Consider the following 18,253-nt stretch of genomic DNA (forward strand, 5'->3'; position numbering starts at 1 on the left):
ATTATCGCCCCTGCCGTTGGGCAGGTAAGGGATAGCGGAATTTCAGGAATTTTTGCGCATTACTGAGTACTTGAAAGGCATCTTTCAGCGTATGGCGCTCGCTATCGTCAACATTCTCCGGCTCGATATTGTTATCGGGCGTGCGGTCTTCTTGGAGATCAATCATTTGGTGGCGAATTCGTGACATGCATAAAAACTCAAACGCGTAGCTGAGCTTGTCACTAACACCGGTTGCCAATAGCTGGGTATTGCTAATATCGTTTAAGCGCTGAAACGAGTTCTGCGCTTTTGAGCCACAGGCCAACGCATGAATTCGAATAAGATCGACCATGGGGGCAGTACCGCGCCGTTTTAAGTTAATGGAGTTGTTATGTTTTCCATCTTTTTCCATCACAAAGGTACGGAAGAACCCTAGCGGCGGCGTTCGATTTAGCGCATTGCGGGCCATGGCTGCCAAAAACAGCGGCGACTGTGGAGCAGTGTGGGCTATCAAGTCTTGCAGCGCTTCGACAAAATGGTCTTCGCCATAAATGCTGTCTAAATCAAAGAAGATCGAACTATGCAGCAGCCTTTCAGGGGTTGGATTGGCCATCCAGTCTTGAAAATAGCGCTTCCAAACATGTAACGGCTGACGCCACTGGCGGTTAGTCGCCATCACATCGCCTTTGCAGTAAGTATATCCACAGGCATCTAAGCCATCGCTTACAAAGGCGGCTAACGCATGAAAGTAGTCGTCATGTTCCTCAGGATTAAAATCATCTGATAAGATCAGCGCGTTATCCTGATCAGTGACGATACTTTGCTCATTGCGCGCCATGGAGCCATTGACCATGAAGCAGTAAGGTACTGGCGGTGGACCCAGCGTTTCTTCAGCAAGCTCTAACAAACGTCGGGTAAAACTACGCCCAATGGTCGATAAGGCACTCCCCACCATTTGTGAATTAGCACCTTCTTGCACCATTCTTACGAAAGCAGCACGTACATCTGGAGCGAGTCTCGCTAACCCCTGGGCGCTGGACTGGTTGAAAATATTACTTACCAGATACAACCCACTTTGCGTTTCGTAGCGAATAATATCAGAAAGGTGAACAACCCCTACCGGTCGCTGGCGATAAAGCACGGGTAAGTGGTGAACATTGTTACGTAGCATCGTCAGCATGGCCTCATAAACCGATGCATCTGATTGAATGGTGATTAGCCGCTCAGAGATGACGTCGCCAATCGCCGTTTGAGCTGATAAACCTTCTGCCACCACCCGAGTGCGAAAATCGCTATCCGTCAGAATGCCGCACATTTGCCAGGTTTTGCCTTCGCTATCTTGAAAGCTGTAACGAGGATTATTACTGCCCTCATTAATCACCAGCACCGCAGATGCCTGAGCGTCGCTCACCTGTTGAGCCGCTTGCTGGACAGTGATTGTTGACTCAACCATCACGGGATAGCGCGTTACCAATTTGCGTATCCTAGTGACCATCATGTCATTGGACTTTTTTTGCTGCTCTGCAGCGGTTTCTAAGCGAGGGCGTTCAAGTTCAACGAAGTCAGCAAAGTCATCGTCTTCTTCGCAAAGCCGCTGGAAGACGTCATTAGGTATAAAATAAATTAGCGTATCTTCGATCGCCTTCGCGGGTAACCGCACTTTATGGTTTCGCAGCAGGCTAAAATGGCCGAAGATATCCCCTTCTCCCAGACGGTTATAAAGCTCGCCCTGACGGCGGTAGACTTCTACCGCGCCACTGCGGATATAGCATAACTCTGTAAGCGTATCGTCAAACTTTAATATATCGCTCCCCGTTTTGTAGTAGCGTACTTGAACGTGCTCAGCAATGGCGTCTAGCAACGCATCCGATAAACCATCAAACGGGGGATACTGCCCCATATGCTGACGTATTTCTAATAGCTCAACATCCATGCGATCTCCTGCACTTGGCGCGACAGCATTAACAATAGATGAAGTTTGTCTTGGATAGCGTGAACCGTAAACCCTCAGGCCATCAATGGGTGGTAACAAAAGCAAAAAAACCCAGCGCAGAACGCTGGGTTTACATTGGATCAAACACGTTATGTTAGCTAGATTTTTATGTTCAAGGAGAACTCACTATAAAAACCTGATTGCCATAACATTGACTAAACTTATGACTGGTTAGCCATTTCCTGAACACGCTGCATCATTTCAGGGTCTTGCTGAATTGACTGACCAATGGCGTTAAAGGTATCAACATCTAAACCGCTATCTTCAACGACTTCGATCATACGGTCGTTAGCTTCAGCGCGAACTTCCTGTTGAGTGGATTCATCTTCTGCTTCCTGCAGACGCTGTGTGTACTCTTGAGAGATCACGGCGATTTCTTGAGAAGCATCGGCAAACTGCTGTAACTGCTCATCAGAAAAATCCTGGGCTGGTGCTTGCTGGGTAGCCATTGGATCTTGAGCCGGGTCTTGAGTTTGCTGCGCATGCGCGGTACCAGCCAGTAGACCTGTAGCGAGAAGAGCAGCAGAGAACAAAGCAGTCATACGTTGCATAGTAAGAAACCTCATTGATGCGTTATGAATGTGCTTCGTATGACGCGCTGTTCAGCTACAGGTTCAAATTTTCATGTAAAAGTTAGTAACAAAAAGAACGCAATGTAACAATTAAGCGCACAGAGAGCGCCTATAATGAGGAACTATGTCTAAAAGTATCAATAACTTAGAAAATATCAATATGGCCTCTTTAAGCCTTACAGCCATGCCTGGACTATTTGTTTTACTCTGGAGCACAGGGTTTATTGGCGCAAAATTTGGCCTGCCCTACGCAGAACCATTTACCTTTTTGTTTGTTCGATTCGTGCTCACTCTTATGTTGCTGATTCCATTGACGTGGCTAATGCGCATTGCATGGCCGTCATCACCCGTGCTTTGGCTACATATAGGTGTTTCAGGGCTGTTGGTACACGGCACTTATTTAGGTGGGGTGTTTTACGGGATTTATTTAGGTATGCCTGCCGGTTTAGCGGCGCTTTTGGTTGGCCTGCAACCATTGCTAACCGCTGCCTTTGCTGGCCCATTATTGGGTGAGCGTTTAACACCCCGCCAATGGTTGGGGCTACTGCTTGGCCTTGTGGGCATCTGTCTTGTGTTAGGCAGCAAGCTAGAGTTCGGCACCTCGCTGTTTTCGGGATTTGGCCTTGGCGCCTTAGTTAGTGTTACCGCTGCCTTGCTAGGCATCTCATTAGGTACGCTTTACCAAAAACGCTACTGTACAACGATGCCACTTCTTTCAGGGGCAGCGATTCAATATATCGCGGCGGGGATACTGCTGGGGAGTGGGGCACTGCTGTTTGAAACTCGCCAGATTGAATGGAGCCTAACGTTTGTGCTCACACTAGGCTGGCTGGTACTGGTGCTCTCTATTTCCGCCATTCTGCTGTTAATGGCGTTAATCAAAAAGGGGGAAGCATCGCGAGTGGCCAGCTTATTTTACCTGGTGCCACCGGTTACCGCGCTACAGGCGTGGTGGCTGTTTGATGAGCGTTTACCCCTGCTTGGGCTAGTAGGCATGGCTATTGCTATCGCAGGGGTCGTGATGGTGGTACGAAAACCAAAAGAGCGAAAACTAAAAGAGAAAACCTGACGCGTTACAGGCGCTCTAAATAACGGACACCACCTAAATTACGCATCTGCTGTCGAATCCACTGGCTACGGCGCTCGACCTGAGCGTCTGGCCGTGAGGCGCTGCGGGTACGCGGGCTAGGAAGAATAGCCGCTAGTAGGCTTGCTTGCCGTTCGGTCAAAGCACTTCCAGACGCACCAAAATAGTGATCAGCTGCAGCTTCCAAACCAAAAACACCGGTGTCCCACTCCGCAACGTTCAAATACACTTCCAGTATACGTTGCTTGTCCCACAAGACTTCTATCAGCAGCGTAAACCACGCCTCTAGCCCTTTACGCGCCCAGCTTCGACCGCTCCATAAAAACACATTTTTGGCCGTTTGCTGGCTTAACGTACTCGCACCACGTAAACGTGCTCCATCTCGGCTAGCTTCCCAAGCACGACGCATTTCCACTAAATCAAACCCTCTGTGCTCGGGGAAACGCTGGTCTTCAGCCGCAATCACTGCCAGCTTGGCATTGCTGGATAGACTATCCCAGCTTCTCCATTGGCGTTGTATATCGATAGGTTCACTGTTGATCCAGCTTTGTACTTTACGCTCTACCATCACCATTGAGCCGGGGGGCGGCACAAATCGGAACAGCATCACCAGTGCAATCGAGAGGACAATAAAAACTAGCGCGCCACGCCAGATAAGACGCCATATCAAACCAAGAGAACGGCGCAACGCGCGATTGAGCATTTCGATATCCTTAGCGCTTCATGAGGTGGTCTGCATGATAGCGTAAATGTTCCTCGATAAACGAAGCGATAAAGAAGTAGCTATGGTCGTAGCCTGGCTGGCGACGAAGTGTCAGTGGGTGATCATGTTCTTCACACACCGCTTCCAAACGCTCCGGCATCAATTGTTCATCCAAGAACTGGTCGGCCTCGCCCTGGTCGATAAACAGCCGCTGTCGCGAGGCGCCATTCGCCACTAGCTCGCAGGCATCATACTGACGCCAACGGGATTGGTCATCGCCTAAATAACTAGTGAACGCTTTTTGTCCCCAGGGGCAGTTCATGGGGTTAACAATCGGCGCAAAAGCGGATACCGAACGGAACCGGCCTGGGTGACGCAACGCCAGGATTAGCGCACCGTGGCCGCCCATGGAGTGACCACTGATCGACTCGCGCCCGTTCACCGGGAAGTGCTGACGTACTACCGAAGGCAACTCTTCTATCACATAGTCGTACATGCGGTAGTTAGACTTCCAAGGAGCTTGCGTGGCATTTACATAAAAGCCTGCACCTGACCCTAGATCATAACTTTCATGTTCACCGGGCAGCTCAGTACCACGAGGGCTGGTATCGGGGCAAACAATCGCCACTCCTAGCTCAGCAGCGATGCGATGCGCGCCAGCTTTCTGCATAAAGTTTTCATCGTTACAGGTTAAACCTGACAACCACCAAAGCAGCGGTACGCGCTCATTCTCTGCCTGAGGTGGCAGGTAAACCGCAAATACCATGTCGCAGTCCAGCGCCCGGGAGTAGTGGCGGTAGCGCTTGTGCCAGCCACCAAAACTACGGTTGGCAGACACTAGTTCTAAAGTTTCGCTCATGCTCATGGGCAAGCTCCTTGAAAAGATGAAAACGCGGCGGGTTTCCCCTACCGCGCTCCTTTACTCTATAACCAATAATACTCAGTAATGCAGTACGGTACGAATGCTCTTCCCTGCGTGAAGCAAATCGAAGGCTTCATTAATTTTCTCAAACGGCATGTCGTGAGTAATAAAGTCGTCAATATTCAGCTCGCCATTCATATAGCGCTCGACGTATCCCGGTAACTCACTGCGGCCTTTAACACCGCCAAACGCAGAGCCTTTCCAAACACGCCCGGTGACCAGCTGGAAGGGGCGCGTGGAGATCTCTTCGCCAGCGCCCGCTACACCAATAATAATCGACTCGCCCCAGCCTTTATGGCAGCACTCAAGGGCCGAGCGCATTACATTAACATTACCGATACACTCGAAAGAGTAATCGACACCGCCATCGGTCATATCGACAATGACTTGCTGAATCGGGTCGCTGTACTCTTTCGGGTTGACGAAGTCAGTCGCGCCAAACTGTTTAGCCAATGCAAATTTATCGGGGTTTACATCGATGGCAATAATCTTAGAGGCCTTTGCCATCACCGCCCCCTGGATGACCGCTAAACCAATCGCGCCCAAGCCAAAAACCGCAACCGTCGAACCTGGCTCTACCTTTGCCGTATTCAGTACTGCACCAATACCGGTAGTTACACCACAACCCAACAGACAAATTTTATCCATGGGTGCTTCTTTGGAGACCACCGCCAGCGACACTTCTGGCAGTACGGTGTACTCACTAAAGGTCGACGTGCCCATATAGTGATGGAGCATTTTGCCCTCTAGTGAAAAGCGCGAGGTACCATCAGGCATCACACCTTTACCTTGAGTAGCGCGCACGCTGCCACACAGATTAGTTTTTCCGGATAGGCAGAATTTACATTTTCCGCACTCTGCAGTGTACAGCGGGATCACATGATCACCCGGCTTAACACTGGTCACTCCCTCGCCCACTTCTTGTACCACGCCAGCACCTTCGTGACCCAATACTGCAGGGAAATTACCTTCGGGGTCAGCGCCAGAAAGGGTATAAGCATCGGTGTGGCATACGCTAGTCGCAGCCATCTTAACCAGCACTTCACCCGCTTTAGGGCCTTCCACATCGATCTCAACTAATTCAAGCGGTTTACCCGCTTCGAGTGCTACAGCGGCGCGTGATTTCATAAAAACTCCTAACAATTAACTGAGTGCGCCTTGCAGCAGGCGCCTTCGTTGAGATTTGCGTAGTGCTATTCGTCGGTAGTGACCGGGCCAAACTCAATGGGCACCCAGCGATAGCCATCTTCACCTTTGACGACATGACCAATACCAGGGAACGGCATATGCGCACCGGCGACCCAGTGCTTATCTTCTGCGGCACTTTCCAGCACTGTTTCACGGGTACGAATGGCTTGTTCAGGATCAGTATCAAACTCAATCGCTACGCTGGGGTCGGCAAACTGAACGCCGTAGCTGTGGACGACGTCGCCCCATACCAGCATGGCGTCATCATCGCTGTTAAGCATAAAACTTGCGTGTCCAGCGGTGTGGCCGTGGGTATCTTGCGCCACGACTCCCATCAATAGTTCATCACCGGGCGTAAAAGGGTTAAAACGATCGGCATCTTGATAAGGGGCAACGGCTTCTTGGGCCATAATAAAAAAGGCACGATCGGCTTCTGGCAACGCTTGGGTACGCTCTTCATCCAGCCAAAAATCCGCATCATCCTGGCTAGCGCGCAGTTCCGCATTGGTATAAATAGCATCGCCGTTATCGTCGACTAACCCACACACGTGATCGGGGTGTAAGTGTGTCATCAGGACGGTATCAACGTCCTCTGGCGTATAACCAGACGCGCGCAAGTTCTGCTCTACTTGGCCTAATGTGGGGCCAAAGCAAGCGGCCGAGCCAGCGTCGACCAGAACCAGATTTTCACCAGTGTGAATTAAAAAAGCATTCACGGCTGTCTGCATACCACTGTCAGCATCAATAAAGAGAGCATCAAGATGGCGAAGAATATCGTCTTGCTCCATGCCTTTTAGCAGCGATGTATCTAGAGTGGTATGACCATCGTAAAGTGCAGTGACTTCATATTCGCCTACCATCATCCGGAACCAGCCTGGCGCTTGCTCTAGCTGCTGAGCAGGTAACTCGGCCTGAGCTGCCGCAACCCAGCCTGCACCGATAGCAATAGCCAACCCGCGGCGAGTCCAGCGTGAAGAGTTCATCGACATAAGCAAAGCACTCCGTAAGGCATCAAAGTTGATTGCAGTGTAGGCCAGCTAGGCGAGTGGGATAAAGCGGGATACACTCACAAGATTATTGTCACTGAGCAACAATTAGAGATTAACTAAGGGTAATTCGTGCAACGCTGGGATCGTATCGAGGCATTTGTCGAGGTGGTCAGGCTGGGTACCTTCTCGGCCGCCGCACGCCACTTAAAAGTATCGACATCGCATATCAGTCGCTTAGTGAGCCAACTGGAAAATCAGCTGGGCGTTCAGCTTTTGTATCGCACCACACGGCAAATTCGTTTAACCGATGCTGGGGCAATCTACGTTGAGCATTGTCGTCATCTCTTTGATGGCCTTCGCGATGCCGAGCAAGCTATCAGCGAACTTCAAGCGAATCCGCGTGGGCTGCTGAAGCTGACTTCTGCGACAACGTTCGGCGAGCGCTATATCGCGCCACTCGTCAATGATTTCCAGTGCCTGCACCCACAGCTTGAGGTGCATATGCACTTCACCAATCGCCCTGTAGAGATTATTGAAGAGGGCTACGATATTGCCATTCGCATGGGGGTGCTTAAAGACTCAAGCCTGATTGCGCGAAGGCTATGCGAACGACGTGAGTATGTGGTGGGATCGCGGGCTTACTTTCGCCAAGCCCCTAGACCACACACGTTATCGGAACTTGGCCAGCACCGCTGCTTGATGGGGTCACGCCCCAACTGGTTATTTGAGGTCAATGGGCAGCGCCGCGAAGTTAAACTGGAAGGCTGTTGGAGCGGCAATTCTGGCCCCGCGCTGCTTGATGCCGCGCTGAAAGGGCTAGGGCTGGCCCAGCTGCCGGATTACTACGTCGCCCCCTACCTTGCCAGCGGTGAGCTGGTGTCCGTTTTAGAGCCTTTCCAACACAACGACACCGCAGTATGGGCGGTCTACCCCCGCCACCGGCATCTATCGCCCAAAATCCGCCAGCTCGTTGATTACTTAGTGGCCAATATTAGCGCCACGCTGCCACCCTACCCGCCCGTTTAACACTCAACGGCATTAACAGCCAAGCCGCCCTTTGACGTTTCTTTGTATTTATCTTGCATATCCCGGCCAGTATCACGCATGGTGCGAATCACTTTGTCCAATGATACAAAATGCTCACCATCACCATGCATCGCCATACGTGCAGCATTGATTGCCTTCACCGAGGCAATAGCGTTTCGCTCAATACACGGCACTTGCACCAACCCCGCTACAGGGTCGCAAGTAAGGCCAAGATTATGCTCTAAGCCAATTTCAGCAGCGTTTTCCACCTGCTTAGGCGAGCCACCCAGCACTTCAGCAAGTCCCGCTGCGGCCATAGCGCAAGCTGAGCCGACTTCCCCCTGACAGCCAACCTCAGCACCGGAGATCGACGCGTTCTTTTTACACAAAATACCCATAGCACCCGCCGCCAGCAAAAAAGTTACTACGTCATCGTCACAGGCATTTGGCTCAAATTTTAAATAGTACGCCAATACAGCAGGCACAATACCAGCGGCGCCGTTCGTTGGTGCAGTCACCATGCGTTTACCTGCGGCGTTCTCTTCATTCACTGCCAGCGCAAACAAATTAACCCAATCCATCACCGTAAAGCTCGATACGATTAAGCGTTGGTTCGGCGGAGGTGAAAGCAGCTGTTGGTGAAGCCCATGGGCACGCCGCCGAACGTTCAACCCTCCGGGCAAGTGCCCCGTCGCTTTTAAGCCATTTTCAATACTGGTACGCATGGCTTCCCAGATCGTCAGTAGCTCTGTGCGAATCACCCCTTCACTGCGCCATGCTTTTTCGTTTTCAAACATTAGCTCACTGATACGCAGCCCATTTGTTTGGCAAAGCGCTAACAGTTCATTTGCCGTTTCAAATGGGTAAGGTAGTGCCGTTTTGTCTTCGTCTAACCCTCCCTGATCGGCACAGGCTTGGTCGACATAAAAGCCACCACCAAGGGAATAATAGGTATTTGTCGCAATAACCTTATCGTGCTGATAGGCCGTTAACATCATGGCATTCGGATGAAAGGGTAAACAATGTTCGTCCCATTCAATATCATGGGCACGATCAAACGTTAGCGCTTGACCATTGGGTAGCGTTAACAGAGCGCCCTCATCCAGTGCGCGCAGTCGCTCGGCAATAGTATCTGGATCAATTGACTCTGGCATTTCTCCCATCAAGCCCATGATGATGGCACCGTCAGTACCATGGCCGATGCCGGTAGAAGCTAATGAGCCGTGGAGCCTAATCACCATACGCGTCAGCGACGGTGAAGTAACCGACTGGCTAAAATCCCGAGCTGCACGCATCGGCCCAACGGTATGAGAGCTTGATGGGCCAATCCCAATTCTAAAGAGATCAAAAACGCTTATCGCCATTGTATTTTCCGCCCCTCAACGGTAGTGGTTGATGTCCTGATCGCTACGTTACTGTGCAGCTTTATCCTATTGTTAGTCGAGCGGTCGACCTTAAGTTCGACGTGCGAGCATAGAAGGGTGACGATATAATGAATATTCTTCTATACATGCTTTTGAGCATCTCTCTTATAACGTCATTTCTCCGATAAGGATGTTGGTATGCCCTCCACCCCACCGCAGTGGCCCATTAGCTTTGGTTATGCGCTTCTGCGTGCAACGCTTTATGTATTTTTTATCGCTGGCATTGCCCAGGGCGGTTATTTTGAAGCGCTCTATTTACCTGACGTACGCTATACCGAACTAGGCTTTACGGAGTTTGCCCAAACCCTGATATTGGCCAGTTGTTGTGGCTTATTAATTTATGTGCGCCAAGTACTTAAAGTGTGGCCTACTGTCACCCTTTTGCTGCTGGCATTTGTGGCTTCTTCGCTGGTACGCGAACAGGATTACTTTTTAGATTACTACGTTGCGGAACACACCTGGAAAGTACTGGTATCGTTAATTGTGATACCCAGCCTGGTGTGGGTCGTCGTGCAGCGTCGCCGATTTATTGAAGAGTTTTCACATTATAGCAACACGTTTGCGTTTGGGCTTTTTACTGCTGGCGTATTGGTTACCTACATTTTTTCTCGTCTTTATGGTCGCCAAGATTTTTGGCGAGCCGTCATGCAGGACAACTATATCCGCGAATTTAAGGATGTTGCAGAGGAAGCCATCGAGCTTTTGGGCTACAGCTTGATTCTATTTGCCATGATCGAGCTTTTGTTGATTACACGGCGTATTTACAAGGCGCGCCAAAACGCTCGCTAACTCTCCTCTTAACTTCTTGCTAGCCACTCTTCGCTATCGCCGCCTTACGCTCTGCGTAGGCGGCATTTCATTTTTTACATCTCGTTATACACAAAGCCATTTGCGACCCTGTTGGCTTCAACGTAGTGTCGTCCGTCAGACTCATGGGCATTTTTGCTGAAAAACAACCTACTGACGACACAAACCTTATGACAAACTCACAAAATCGCGAAGAAAACCTAAAGCGAGGTGCGTTTACTCGCTTTCTTGATAGCGTTGAGTGGCTGGGCAACCTGCTTCCACATCCTGTTACCCTATTCGCTATCTTATGCGTGCTGGTAGTAGTCGCCAGCGGCATCGCCGGTGCGTTAGGGGTATCTGTTGCCGACCCTCGCCCTGCTAACGAGGGTGAATGGATAGCGGTTAATTCACTGCTTAATGCAGAAGGCCTGCGCCGTTTAGTCACAGAGATGGTAACCAACTTCACTAGCTTCGCGCCGCTGGGCACGGTATTGGTGGCCATGCTGGGGGTCGGCGTTGCAGAACACTCCGGCCTGCTTTCAGCCAGCATGCGCGCGCTAGTACTTAACCGCTCGCCGCGCATTGTCACCTATGCCGTAGTGTTTGCTGGCATCATGTCGAACATGGCAGCTGAGCTTGGCTATGTGGTGTTGATTCCTTTAGCGGCCATGATCTTCCACTCATTAGGGCGGCACCCATTAGCGGGCCTTGCTGCTGCGTTCTGCGGCGTTTCTGGAGGCTACAGCGCTAACCTACTGATTGGTACCGTTGACCCATTACTGTCAGGCATTACTCAGGAAGCAGCGCGCCTTCTCGACCCTACTTACATTGTAGGCGCCGAGGCAAACTGGTTCTTTATGTTCGCCAGCACGTTCTTTGTCACGCTTATTGGTGGCTTTGTTACCGAGCGCATTGTAGAACCCAAGCTTGGTAAGTTCGATTCTGCCTACGCTGATAACGATATTGAAAACCAGCGCATGGAAGGACTATCAACATCAGAAAAGCGCGCCTTAAAAGGGACAGGGCTTGCAACACTAGCGTTAGTCGCTCTAATCGCTGTCATGGTCGTACCTGAAAACGGCATATTGCGTAACCCCGACACAGGGTTGATTAGCGGCTCGCCCTTTTTGCGTGGCATTGTAGTGATTGTCGCGGTGTCGTTCACTGTATTGGGGTTTGTTTATGGCCGCTTGGCAGGCACCATGCAAAACGATCGCGATATTGTCGATGCCATGGCAAAAAGCATGAGCAGTCTTGGCCTGTATATCGTGTTGGTCTTTTTTGCGGCGCAGTTTGTGGCGTTGTTTAACTGGAGCAACTTTGGCACCGTGACGGCCGTTGCTGGCGCTGATCTGCTGCAGTCCCTGGGGCTGCGTGGGCCAGGCCTATTCGCGCTATTTATTATTATGTGTGCGTTCGTCAACCTGTCCCTAGGCAGCGCCTCTGCTCAGTGGGCAGTAACGGCTCCTATCTTTGTACCGATGCTAATGCTGATGGGCTATGCCCCTGAAGTGATTCAGGCGGCTTACCGTATCGGCGACTCCGTGACCAACCTGATTACGCCAATGATGAGCTACTTTGGTTTGATTCTGGCGGTAGCAACCCGCTATCGGAAAGATATGGGCATTGGTACGCTGGTAGCACTTATGCTGCCTTACACGCTATTTATGCTGATTGGCTGGAGCCTGCTGTTCTTTATTTGGGTATTCGTTTTTGGCTTGCCTGTTGGTCCGGGGTCAGCCACGCATTACACGCTATAAGCATTTTCATCGTATAACGCAGCATAACGCAAAAACCCGCCGTTCATAGAACGGCGGGTTTTTTATCAGCAAACCCAAAGGCGGCTAAGCTTGTGCCTCTGGTCTACCTACTCGTCGAGGAACGAGCGCAGCGGTTCAGAACGACTTGGATGACGTAGCTTGCGCAGCGCCTTCGCTTCGATCTGACGAATCCGCTCGCGGGTTACGTCAAACTGCTTACCCACTTCTTCTAACGTGTGGTCGGTATTCATATCAATACCGAAACGCATGCGAAGCACTTTCGCTTCACGAGCGGTTAAGCCACCAAGGACGTTACGCGTCGCTTCGATCAAGCCTTCGCCAGTCGCCATATCAATCGGCAGCAACATCGTGCCATCTTCGATAAAGTCACCTAGGTGTGAATCATCGTCGTCACCAATCGGCGTCTCCATAGAGATCGGCTCTTTGGCAATTTTCAACACCTTGCGCACTTTGTCTTCCGGCATTTCCAGACGTTCGCCCAACTCTTCCGGCGTTGGCTCGCGGCCCATTTCCTGCAGCATCTGGCGAGAAACGCGATTGAGCTTATTGATCGTCTCAATCATGTGTACCGGAATCCGGATGGTACGCGCCTGGTCAGCGATAGAGCGCGTAATCGCCTGACGAATCCACCACGTGGCATAGGTCGAAAACTTGTAACCACGGCGATATTCGAACTTATCCACCGCTTTCATTAGGCCAATATTGCCTTCCTGAATCAGATCCAAGAACTGCAGGCCACGGTTGGTATATTTCTTAGCAATCGAAATTACCAAACGCAGGTTAGCCTCAACCATCTCTTTCTTAGCACGACGCGCTTTCGCCTCGCCGATAGAGAGCTTGCGGTTAACTTCTTTGAGGTCAGCCACGGTGAGCTGCACCATGTCCTCTTCAAAGGCAATTTTGCGCTGTGAGCGAGCAATATCGGCGCGCAGTGGCTCAAGGCGGTCAGCATACTTAGGCTGCGCCTCCTGGAAGGTGTCCAACCATTTTGGATTAGACTCGTACCCAGGGAACGACTTAATGAACGTCTTACGTGGTACTTTAGCTTTCTTCACGCACAGCTGCATGACCGCTTTTTCTTGGGCACGCACCTGCTCAACGCTAATACGTACCTGACCGACTAGTCGCTCAAAATGCTTCGGCACCAGCTTAATAGGCGAAAATAGCTCGGCTAAGCGCGCTTGCTCATTTTTAAGCTCAGCACTGCCACGACCGTATTTCGCGAGCGCAGCTTCGACAGCGGCGTTCTGTTCACGGATTTGCTCGAAGCGAGCTTTCGCTTCTTCCGGATCAGGTCCACCTTCGCTGGCAGTGCTGTCCTCGTCCTCGTCGTCACCGTCGCTGTCGAGATCATCATCATCGCTCAGCTCGGTTTCCACTTCGGGCTCAGGCACTTCGGCTTCTGCAACGCCTGGAATCCCTTCGTCCGGGTCGATAAAACCAGAGAACAGGTCAGATAAGCGGCCAGGCGCTTCTTCGTCCTGTGTGGCATCATAAGCATCCAGGATAGAGGCAACCGCGCCAGGCAAATAGGCCAGCGCCGACATCACTTCCCGTGTGCCTTCTTCTATCCGCTTGGCGATTTCGATCTCACCTTCGCGGGTTAGAAGTTCAACCGTGCCCATTTCGCGCATATACATGCGCACAGGGTCGGTAGTGCGACCTACGTCGCTTTCCACGGCGGCGAGTGCCGCGACGGCCTCTTCCGCAGCGGACTCGTCCGTGGAGTGATCCGACATCATCAAAGTGTCTTCATCTGGCGCTTCTTCAACGACACTGATACCCATGTCGTTAATCATGCCAATGATGTCTTCCACTTGATCCGGGTCGGCGATATCCTCGGGTAGATGGTCGTTGACCTCGGCATAGGTCAGGTAGCCCTGTTCCTTGCCGCGCGCGATCAACTCCTTCAGACGTGACTGCTGCTGCGCATTTCCAGCCATAGAAACCCTATCTCGACGAAGAAGAATGAAACACCTGGGGCGCTGAATCGATTAAACTCAACAAGCCGAACAGTATAGCGTAAATAGCAGGAATTTTTCCAGCGAAACGTATTTGCGCGGTCATTCAGGTGTGTTAGGTTGTTCGGTTAGGTCAGCGCCTGGCGACTGACCCTTTATGTGGTGCCAACGTTAGGGAAATTCAACCCTAGCGCCTAAAACTCTGATCATTAGCCCTGGTCATTAGCTCTGATCATGCAGAGACAAACGCCTTAGTCCCTGCTTAATGTCGTTTAACAAGTTCCATTACCAAGCTTGCCAAACGTTGCCGCTGCGCTTTATCTAGCTTTTGCCCAGAACGCTCTAAATCCAGCAACGCTTGGTACTCTTCCTGTGGTGAGCGCTTGCGCTGAACTTCCACTAAATGCTCAACCAATCCTGTCAGTTCGGCTTCTCGAGTTCCCTTGGGAATCAGCAGCTCTCGTGACGCCAACTCAGCTAATACCTGCCCTTCATAGCTACCCTGAAAATGTGCCAACACCACCTGCGGGCTGCGATAACGCCCGGCACGTAGCAACTCAATCAAGTCGCGACATAGCGGTGTTTCTTCACTCTCTGGCAACCAGTCCAAGGAATCCGGTAGTGCTGCCACTAAGCTAGGCTCATTCAACAGTAGCTGTACAATCCGTGCCACGGTCGAAAGCACTTGCGGGCGATGCTGCAGTGCCTGCCTTTGTGGTGACTTTTTCTTACTGGAGCCTGAAGGTTTAGGTTTGGCGCTGACCAACGGTCCCTCATGATGCTCAAATGGCATCATGTCAGGCGACTCGACCTGCTCCCAGTACACGGCCTCCTGCGAAGACGCCTTCTGCGCCTCTTTTTGTGCACTGACAGCCGCACGCTTATCAAGTAGGTTTTTTAGCTGCGATTGCGCCAATCCACTGCGCTTAGCCAATGCCTCTAACAGTAACGATTTGAGCATTCCTTCAGGCACTTTGTTCAATGCCTCAAGCACCTGACTTGCAAACCGCTCTCGCCCTTCCACGGTATTCAAGTCACGCCCCTGCGCTGCCTGCTCAAAGAGAAACTCAGACAGCGGCATCGCGCAGGTAACGCGATTTTGGAACGCCTCACTACCTTCACGACGCACCAACGTATCCGGGTCATCACCTTCTGGCAGAAACAGGAAGCGCGCTTCACGACCGTCAATCATCTGCGGCAATGCTGTTTCTAAGGCACGGCTGGCGGCTTGGCGTCCTGCACGGTCGCCGTCAAAGCAAAACACCACACGGCTGACCAAACGAAACAGTCGGCTTAGGTGGTCTTCTGTCGTTGCCGTACCCAGGGTAGCAACTGCGTTATTGATGCCGAACTGCGCTAGCGCGACGACATCCATATAGCCTTCCACAATAACAAGCTGTTCAAGCTTGCTTGAGGCTTGGCGAGCCTCATACAGCCCATACAACTCACGCCCCTTGTGAAAGACAGGCGTTTCTGGCGAGTTCAAGTATTTAGGCTGGTCATCGCCCATTACCCGACCGCCAAACGCAATGGTTCGACCCCTTAAGTCCCGAATGGGAAACATCACACGATCACGAAAGCGGTCATACGTCCGCCCTGTGTCTTCACGGTGAATAAGCAAGCCATACTCTACTTGGACAGGCTCACCAATACCCCGTGCGCTCAAGTGCTGTTTTAGGGCCTCCCATCCACCGGGCGCATAACCAATACCATAGGTACTAACGACGTCCTGCGATAACCCACGGCCTTGCAGATAGCGCTGCGCTCCCTGCCCCTCCTGCATTTTTAGCCGTTCTCGGTAAAAACTGGCAGCAAGTTCAAGAAGGTTAACGCCCTCTTTGCGCTTTTTTTCGCGCTGCTGAGCGCGCGGATCATCGGCACCCTCACGAGGAACCTCTAACCCTAAACGGCTAGCCAACTGCCCAACCGCATCGGGAAAGGGTAGTTTGTCGTATTCCATTAGAAAGCGTAGCGCATTACCGTGGGCACCACACCCAAAGCAGTGATAAAACTGTTTATCAGCGCTGACCGTAAATGACGGAGTTTTCTCTTGATGGAAAGGACATAGCCCAGAATAGTTACGCCCGGCCTTTTTAAGCTGCACACGCTCACCAACCACCTCGACCACATCTACACGGCCTAAAAGGTCATCAATGAAACGTTGTGGAATTTGGCCTGCCATGAACTGCGGGCATCCTCGCGCAAAGCGCTAGATCACCTGCCTAAGGTCATCAGGCATGTTGCCAGATCACCATAAACAGCGATGAATCAAAACAAAAACAAACGGCCACCTAGTGGCGGCCGCTTGACATCCCTCTTGAGACGACCAGCTAACTGCTCCGGCCCCCTCGGGTACGGATCAATAGAGCCGTTCGAAACGCTTTTGCTCACGCTGAATCTTCTTGGCGTGGCGTTTTACGGCAGCTGCCGCTTTGCGCTTACGCTCAGCAGTCGGCTTCTCATAGTGCTCGCGGCGGCGTACTTCAGAAAGAACACCGGCTTTTTCGCAAGAACGCTTGAAGCGACGCAGGGCGACGTCAAACGGCTCGTTATCACGTACTTTTACAGAAGGCATTAAGCACTCACCTACCTTAAGGAGTCTTGAGTTCGGATAGTTCGTACACTGATAAAGACACAGTATACGACCCAGTTTTACAGCGCACAGTAGTCTAGTCGTGGTTGATGATCTTTGCAAATGCTTACGCGCTTCAAGCATGAGAATGCTAAACTAGTGTCCTGGTTTCCAGCACTGTTTTTACCTACGATTTTCAACTGACAACGAGTTCTTCAGCTATGCGCGTACTGGGCATTGAAACATCTTGCGATGAAACGGGCGTCGCGATTTATGATACTTCGCACACTGGAGGCAGCGGCCTGCTTGCCGACGCGCTATATAGTCAAATTGCCATGCATGCCGAGTATGGTGGCGTGGTGCCTGAACTTGCCTCTCGCGACCATACGCGCAAGCTGTTACCGCTGATTGAGCAAGTATTGCACGACGCAAAGCTGACGCGTAACGATCTAGACGGCATTGCCTACACCGCAGGCCCGGGGTTAGTGGGCGCACTAATGGTTGGCGCCAGCACAGCGCACGGCATGGCACGCGCCCTGGACATCCCGGTACTTGGCGTACACCACATGGAAGGCCACCTGTTAGCCCCTATGCTGGAAGATGACGCCCCTGACTTCCCCTTTGTCGCCTTGCTTGTCTCTGGCGGGCATACCCAGCTTGTCGAAGTGCAGGCGCTTGGGCACTATCAGCTACTCGGCGAATCGGTTGATGATGCAGCGGGTGAAGCCTTCGACAAAGCAGCCAAAATGCTTGGGCTTGCCTACCCCGGCGGCCCTCACGTGGCTAAACTTGCTGAGCAAGGCGACCCAAAACGTTTCCGCTTTCCACGGCCAATGACCGACCGCCCTGGCCTAGACTTCAGTTTTTCCGGCTTAAAAACTCATACGCTGACCGCTATTCGCCAATTGGAAGCAGCTGGAGAACTAGACACCCAAGCCAAAGCCGACGTGGCGAGAGCCTTTGAAGAAGCTGTCGTGGACACCCTGGTTATCAAATGCCGACGCGCATTGGACCAAACCGGTTTAAAGCGCTTGGTGGTCGCAGGTGGCGTCAGTGCTAACCAACGCCTGCGTGAGCGCCTAGCGGTCGAAACAGAGAAACGTAACGCGCGGTCTTATTACCCTCGCGGGCGCTTTTGCACCGACAACGGCGCAATGATCGCTTATGTCGGCGCCCAACGCCTAGCGGCGGGAGAGCATGATGATAACGGCGTTATGAAGGCGACGCCGCGTTGGCCGCTGGACACCTTAACGCCCACCTAACTTCT

General features: G+C 51.7%; 15 protein-coding genes. 5 read left to right on the forward strand and 10 right to left on the reverse strand.

The annotated features are described in order from the left end of the window. Nucleotide 1 precedes the first annotated feature (1 nt). The gene (locus tag K1Y77_RS12830) at nt 2–1,912 is read right to left on the reverse strand and encodes a DUF294 nucleotidyltransferase-like domain-containing protein (protein WP_030073770.1); all 1,911 of its coding nucleotides are present in this window, start codon (nt 1,910–1,912) and stop codon (nt 2–4) included. Between the two features lie 221 nt (nt 1,913–2,133). Next, nucleotides 2,134–2,523, reverse strand: a complete 390-nt coding sequence (locus tag K1Y77_RS12835) for a DUF4168 domain-containing protein (protein WP_030073772.1) — start codon at nt 2,521–2,523, stop codon at nt 2,134–2,136. A 145-nt stretch (nt 2,524–2,668) separates the two neighbouring features. On the opposite strand from K1Y77_RS12835, the gene K1Y77_RS12840 reads away from it, so the two are divergent. After that, nucleotides 2,669–3,613 carry a DMT family transporter gene (locus tag K1Y77_RS12840; protein ID WP_264017717.1) on the forward strand — a complete coding sequence of 315 codons (945 nt, stop codon included), beginning with the start codon at nt 2,669–2,671 and terminating at the stop codon, nt 3,611–3,613. Between the two features lie 4 nt (nt 3,614–3,617). Here the strand turns inward: K1Y77_RS12840 and mtgA are convergent, their stop codons facing one another. From mtgA to K1Y77_RS12860, 4 genes are all read right to left on the reverse strand, one after another. After that, on the reverse strand, nt 3,618–4,334 hold the full coding sequence (gene mtgA, locus K1Y77_RS12845; protein WP_030073777.1) for a monofunctional biosynthetic peptidoglycan transglycosylase: 717 nt from the start codon (nt 4,332–4,334) through the stop codon (nt 3,618–3,620). Between the two features lie 10 nt (nt 4,335–4,344). After that, on the reverse strand, nt 4,345–5,199 hold the full coding sequence (gene fghA, locus K1Y77_RS12850; RefSeq protein ID WP_030073778.1) for an S-formylglutathione hydrolase: 855 nt from the start codon (nt 5,197–5,199) through the stop codon (nt 4,345–4,347). A gap of 75 nt (nt 5,200–5,274) precedes the next feature. Continuing rightward, nucleotides 5,275–6,384, reverse strand: coding sequence for an S-(hydroxymethyl)glutathione dehydrogenase/class III alcohol dehydrogenase (locus tag K1Y77_RS12855; protein WP_030073780.1), 1,110 nt, complete (start codon nt 6,382–6,384; stop codon nt 5,275–5,277). A gap of 65 nt (nt 6,385–6,449) precedes the next feature. After that, a complete protein-coding gene (locus K1Y77_RS12860) occupies nt 6,450–7,433 on the reverse strand; it encodes an MBL fold metallo-hydrolase (protein WP_264428893.1) in 984 nt (327 codons plus the stop codon). A gap of 129 nt (nt 7,434–7,562) precedes the next feature. On the opposite strand from K1Y77_RS12860, the gene K1Y77_RS12865 reads away from it, so the two are divergent. After that, the gene (locus tag K1Y77_RS12865; protein ID WP_030073783.1) at nt 7,563–8,459 is read left to right on the forward strand and encodes a LysR family transcriptional regulator; all 897 of its coding nucleotides are present in this window, start codon (nt 7,563–7,565) and stop codon (nt 8,457–8,459) included. On the opposite strand, the gene K1Y77_RS12870 is transcribed toward K1Y77_RS12865, so the two are convergent. After that, nucleotides 8,456–9,823, reverse strand: a complete 1,368-nt coding sequence (locus K1Y77_RS12870; RefSeq protein WP_030073786.1) for an L-serine ammonia-lyase — start codon at nt 9,821–9,823, stop codon at nt 8,456–8,458. The genes K1Y77_RS12865 and K1Y77_RS12870 overlap by 4 nt on opposite strands. Nucleotides 9,824–10,021: 198 nt before the next feature. Between K1Y77_RS12870 and K1Y77_RS12875 the strand changes: the two genes are divergently transcribed. Then, nucleotides 10,022–10,672 (forward strand): hypothetical protein, encoded by a 651-nt coding sequence (locus K1Y77_RS12875; protein WP_030073788.1) that lies wholly within the window; start codon nt 10,022–10,024, stop codon nt 10,670–10,672. Nucleotides 10,673–10,860: 188 nt separating this feature from the next. Continuing rightward, nucleotides 10,861–12,432 carry an AbgT family transporter gene (locus tag K1Y77_RS12880; RefSeq protein WP_264428897.1) on the forward strand — a complete coding sequence of 524 codons (1,572 nt, stop codon included), beginning with the start codon at nt 10,861–10,863 and terminating at the stop codon, nt 12,430–12,432. Nucleotides 12,433–12,539: 107 nt separating this feature from the next. Here K1Y77_RS12880 and rpoD read toward each other — a convergent pair whose 3' ends face one another. From rpoD to rpsU, 3 genes are all read right to left on the reverse strand, one after another. Beyond that, nucleotides 12,540–14,396: an RNA polymerase sigma factor RpoD gene (gene rpoD / locus K1Y77_RS12885; RefSeq protein WP_030073790.1), complete on the reverse strand. Its 1,857-nt coding sequence runs from the start codon at nt 14,394–14,396 to the stop codon at nt 12,540–12,542. A gap of 280 nt (nt 14,397–14,676) precedes the next feature. Further along, nucleotides 14,677–16,596 carry a DNA primase gene (gene dnaG / locus K1Y77_RS12890; protein ID WP_030073791.1) on the reverse strand — a complete coding sequence of 640 codons (1,920 nt, stop codon included), beginning with the start codon at nt 16,594–16,596 and terminating at the stop codon, nt 14,677–14,679. A gap of 177 nt (nt 16,597–16,773) precedes the next feature. Further along, complete coding sequence (rpsU, locus tag K1Y77_RS12895; protein ID WP_007113641.1) at nt 16,774–16,989, reverse strand: 30S ribosomal protein S21; 216 nt, start codon at nt 16,987–16,989, stop codon at nt 16,774–16,776. Between the two features lie 218 nt (nt 16,990–17,207). Between rpsU and tsaD the strand changes: the two genes are divergently transcribed. Then, the gene (tsaD, locus tag K1Y77_RS12900; RefSeq protein ID WP_264428905.1) at nt 17,208–18,248 is read left to right on the forward strand and encodes a tRNA (adenosine(37)-N6)-threonylcarbamoyltransferase complex transferase subunit TsaD; all 1,041 of its coding nucleotides are present in this window, start codon (nt 17,208–17,210) and stop codon (nt 18,246–18,248) included. The last annotated feature ends 5 nt before the right edge of the window (nt 18,249–18,253 follow it).

Source organism: Halomonas qaidamensis, assembly GCF_025917315.1.
Lineage (GTDB): Bacteria > Pseudomonadota > Gammaproteobacteria > Pseudomonadales > Halomonadaceae > Vreelandella > Vreelandella qaidamensis.